Below are 4,372 nucleotides of genomic sequence, written 5' to 3' on the forward strand. Positions count from 1 at the left end.
CCCTTACAAAGGTTTTTACCTTTTTTTCGATTTTCCTTACCCCAAACTCGTTAAAATGTTGTATACTATTGTACATAGAAGATGTCATCCTTTCGTTAGTTGTTTATTATAGTGAATAATATATTAATAGGATGTCATCTTCTTTTCAATTCTTATGGTAATTTATTACTCTAATTCCCTACGGTAACTTTACACTAACTTTTTGTCACTATAGAAACGAACAAATTACCAACTACGGGAGCTCCCGCCTCCGCCTCCAGAACCGCCTCCGCCGGAGTTACCGCCCCAGCTTCCGCCGCCTCCACCACTCCAGCCACTTCCTCCACCTCTTGGACCACCACGACCGGAAAAAAACAGGTACATAAGAAATCTGAATAATGCTCCTCCTAAAAAAGCCCTATCCAATAATAAAACAATCACTACAAATAGTAATATATAGCCTCCATTTCCATCTACTTCTCCATCCAGCGAAGGAGCAGGTTGTGGAGATATATCATCTATTTCTTCAGGCTCAATATCATATTCTTTATATATTTCCATTAGTACAGACCTGTAACCCTCTAGTATACCACTTGAATAATCTCCAGACTTAAAATAAGGCAACATATATTCATCCTGGATCCTTCCGGTCTTACCGTCAGTTAATGCACCCTCCAGTCCATACCCTACCTCTATACGTGATTTTCTGTCACCTGCAACCAAGAGTATAAGCACTCCATTATCCTCATCCTTTTGCCCTATACCCCAACTGCGAAGCACATCAATGGAGAAATCTTCAAGAGGCTCATCATTTAGGCTGTCTATGGTTAAAACTACTATCTGGGCACCGGTTTGTCGTTCCAGATCCATGCTATGGTTTAATATATATTCTTCTGTATCGCTATCCAAAACATCTGCATAGTCATTTATATAAAACTCCTTTGTAGGAGATGGAATGGCGTTTTCCGATGCCATAGCAATACAAGATACAGGCAAAATCGATATGGCAATTAGTAATACAACCAATAGGCTTTTCTTCATTATAGATGCCCCTTACTTGCCAAAATCTACTTTAGGCACATCTTTTGCACCTTCCTGTGCCTTAAAATATTCAACCTTTTCAAATCCAAACATTTTAGCCAGTATATTTCCTGGGAAACGTCTTATGGCAGTATTATAATTTTTTGCAGCATCATTATAGTCCCGTCTTGCAATTGATATTCTATTTTCAGTATTTTCAAGATTATCAGATAACTGCCTGAAGTTTGCATCAGATTTTAACTCAGGGTAATTTTCCACTACCACTAGCAATCTTGATAATGCATTGGTAAGTTCTGCATCACCCTCTGCCTTCTCTTCCAATGTAGAAGCACCTGAGAGCTTTGTCCGTGCATCAGTTACATTCTTTAGTACTTCCTTTTCCTGAGCCGCAAATCCCTTTACCGTTTCCACCAAGTTGGGTATCAAATCATTTCTACGTTGAAGCTGATTGTCTACCTGACTTAATTTGTTTTCAACATCCTCGTTTAAATTTACCAGTCTGTTATATCCGCTTATTATGTTGATAACAAGTATTAAAACTATTATACCAATTACTATCCATTTAGTTTTATTTCTTTCCATATCTATCTCCTTCCTAACTGCTAGTAAATGCTGTTTTATCCTCTTTTGTAAACCAAATCTATCGCTTTTTAACTGTATCAACAAGTATCACACAACCGCCTACTATGAGCATTGCATAGTAGCTCAAAAGTCTCCAAAGGAGCATAGCTAAAAGTATATAATCCTTTGGGAAAAAGAGATCAAATAAAGCAAAAAATCCACCTTCTGACGCACCTGCAGCTCCTGGTGTAGGCACGAAAGACACTGCAAAATATAAGAATATATTTACAAGTATAAAATCCCACATACCTGTAGATGAAAATCCACAGCTTCTGTATATGAAATATGGTATACCAAGATAACATGGCAGCTCTAAGATAGTGACAAAAAAGGGCCTTATGAGTGATTTCCTATTGGCTCGCAATAGCCTTACCGTATTAGAATACTGGGTTATATTATCAGCTATTTTTTCTGTAAAGTGCTCATCCTCTTTTATAATATTCTTCTTCTTTAAAAACTTTACACTCACATCAAATATAGTATTTAAAAGCCCCTCTTTTGCAGATAATATATATAAGAAAAGCGGTCCTCCCATGGAAAATATAAAGCCCACTACGCACGCCCCAAACATTATTGGAGAATAACTTTTTATAAATCTTCCCTTCATGATAAATGCTATAATGGAGAATATACCCATACCTATCTGGTGCACCCAAAACTTTATCATAAGCATGGATACGGAAAGCCCTGCAGGTACCCCATACTTACCCATATATACAATCTGGGCCGGTTGGCTACCACTCCCTAAAGGGGTAATAGCGGTATAATATTTTCCTACCATTGTCACCTTAAACGCCTGATTAAAATCCAGTCTATGGCTAGTAAAATTAGTCACATCCCTAAGGGCCAGTGCATCAAACGCCCAAAATAGGAATGTAAATAAAAAGCCTCCTAAAATCCAATATATATTTATTCTATTGATGGCATCAGGTATATTCTTTATTTCTGGATTTGAGAAGGCAATAAAAGCTAATATACCCAAGTTTATAAGTAAATATATAATATTCCATTTTTCTTTTTTGTCCATATACTCTTCCCCTGCAAAATAAAAATATCTTACATACCATGTAATATTACAGCAAGGATTATTTAAAGTCAATAATACATTTGCTTAAAGTATTTCCAGCAATTGCTCCATTTTGTATATCTTAAAATCCGCCTCAACTGTACCTTCACATCCATTACTTATAAAAAAGCATGATGATACTTGTGCATCCTTTGCCGCTAATATATCTATATCCCTATCTCCTATACATAATACATTTTTTCTATCTAGATCATACTTTTCAATTATATATATAAATCCATCTCCATGGGGTTTTCCCCTTAATCCCTGGCTCTTTGTTACGATAACATCAAAAAGATCATCCATTCCATTGATATTTAGATATTCAAAAGTAGAATCTCCCCTATGGGTATATATATAATTCTTTCGACCTGTAGCCTTTATCCTACTACATACTTCCTTTACATCTTGAAATAGATGTATGCTGTGTTTATCCATATTCTTTTCGTAAAACCAGAATCGACTAACCAGCTCTTCTCCTAATTCATATTTATCCCTAAAGAAATCCGCAGCATTGCCTACTGATATCTTTAGTTTTCTAAGTATCTCCTCCTTATCTTCTTCTATTCCATATTCCTTAAGTGCTTTATAAAAAGCCTCTGTCATAGGTGGATAGGTGTCAAAAAGCGTACCGTCAAAATCCCATATAATATCTGTAAACATCATTATCTCTGCCTTTCCTCTTTTGTATATAGTTTATTATAGCATACTCCATTTCTTATAACTACTATCATACACTATATTTGCCCTACCTCATTAAGGAAACATGTTAGAAATATAACTGCATACTCCTGTGCCATACCAAGGGTGATTTTAGCTGCAGCATCATAATCCCTTATTGAAGCAGATAATAAAAAATTCCATTTAACAATCCTGCCAGACGAGGCACATAGATCTGCAATCTTTTCGAGCCACTGAGACCATGTATCTAAATAATCATTACCATATTTTGGTAAATATGTCCTTATGTAGTTGGCTCTCCTTATATCCACCCATTTTTCAAATTCAGCGTGGTCAGAATTCATGACTGTGAAATTTCTAGAATGGTGGGGTTCACATAGATCTGAAAGGTAGTGTATAGCCCTCCCAAGTGATGCCATTGCGTATTTCATATCTCTATAGTAATTAAGTGCAGCTTCATTAGCCCAGTATATGAATCGGGTTCTAGCTGTAGGTTCTGATGCCCCTGTATAATTTCGTGCAGTTGTAGGATCATAGAAATGCCCTGCATAGGTTCCACCGTCATTTTCATATTTATCTGGCCAATCTGAATTTTGCATCATAATAATACCACAATCCCCTTTATAAAATACATCATATCCAATACTATTTTCAAGCATGAGTATAGCCCGAGCAGCTATAAATTGGTGCGTATGGTTTACTCCACCGCCTTTCCATTGTATAGTTGCACCACCCCTATTTTTTACATCATTTCGCCAATGAAAATCTATCCCTTCTCCGACTAGACCGTCACCTCCATTTGCAATATGGTATATCAAATTTCTTTCACTTGACACATAAAACACTTCCTATCCCCAAAAAATAAAAAGTCATACATATATAAATATGCATGACTTTTACCAAAAATAAATGGCTCCTCAGGTTGGATTCGAACCAACAACCCCTCGGTTAACAGCCGAGTGCTCCACCGTTGAGCTACTGAGG

General features: G+C 36.6%; 5 protein-coding genes. All 5 read right to left on the reverse strand.

Annotation, left to right across the window (positions count from 1 at the left end; all coding sequences use genetic code 11):
* Positions 1–225: 225 nt before the first annotated feature.
* The 5 genes from EJN67_RS13770 to EJN67_RS13790 all read right to left on the reverse strand — a co-directional run bounded on the left by EJN67_RS13770 (position 226) and on the right by EJN67_RS13790 (position 4,224).
* Complete coding sequence (locus tag EJN67_RS13770) at positions 226–1,020, reverse strand: TPM domain-containing protein (protein WP_129725004.1); 795 nt, start codon at positions 1,018–1,020, stop codon at positions 226–228.
* 12 nt (positions 1,021–1,032) lie between these two features.
* Positions 1,033–1,602 (reverse strand): LemA family protein, encoded by a 570-nt coding sequence (locus tag EJN67_RS13775; RefSeq protein WP_129725008.1) that lies wholly within the window; start codon positions 1,600–1,602, stop codon positions 1,033–1,035.
* 58 nt (positions 1,603–1,660) lie between these two features.
* Positions 1,661–2,668 carry a lysylphosphatidylglycerol synthase transmembrane domain-containing protein gene (locus tag EJN67_RS13780; RefSeq protein ID WP_129725005.1) on the reverse strand — a complete coding sequence of 336 codons (1,008 nt, stop codon included), beginning with the start codon at positions 2,666–2,668 and terminating at the stop codon, positions 1,661–1,663.
* Between the two features lie 84 nt (positions 2,669–2,752).
* Positions 2,753–3,373, reverse strand: coding sequence for an HAD-IA family hydrolase (locus EJN67_RS13785; protein WP_129725006.1), 621 nt, complete (start codon positions 3,371–3,373; stop codon positions 2,753–2,755).
* Between the two features lie 71 nt (positions 3,374–3,444).
* Positions 3,445–4,224 (reverse strand): zinc dependent phospholipase C family protein, encoded by a 780-nt coding sequence (locus tag EJN67_RS13790; protein ID WP_129725007.1) that lies wholly within the window; start codon positions 4,222–4,224, stop codon positions 3,445–3,447.
* Positions 4,225–4,372 lie beyond the last annotated feature (148 nt).

This window comes from Xylanivirga thermophila (assembly GCF_004138105.1).
Classification (GTDB): domain Bacteria; phylum Bacillota; class Clostridia; order Caldicoprobacterales; family Xylanivirgaceae; genus Xylanivirga; species Xylanivirga thermophila.

Excerpts from the sequence above, each read along its gene's own strand:
- EJN67_RS13770 (WP_129725004.1), bottom strand. The coding sequence starts at position 1,020 with ATGAAGAAAAGCCTATTGGTTGTATTACTAATTGCCATATCGATTTTG.
- EJN67_RS13785 (WP_129725006.1), bottom strand. The coding sequence starts at position 3,373 with ATGATGTTTACAGATATTATATGGGATTTTGACGGTACGCTTTTTGAC.
- EJN67_RS13780 (WP_129725005.1), bottom strand. The coding sequence starts at position 2,668 with ATGGACAAAAAAGAAAAATGGAATATTATATATTTACTTATAAACTTG.
- EJN67_RS13775 (WP_129725008.1), bottom strand. The coding sequence starts at position 1,602 with ATGGAAAGAAATAAAACTAAATGGATAGTAATTGGTATAATAGTTTTA.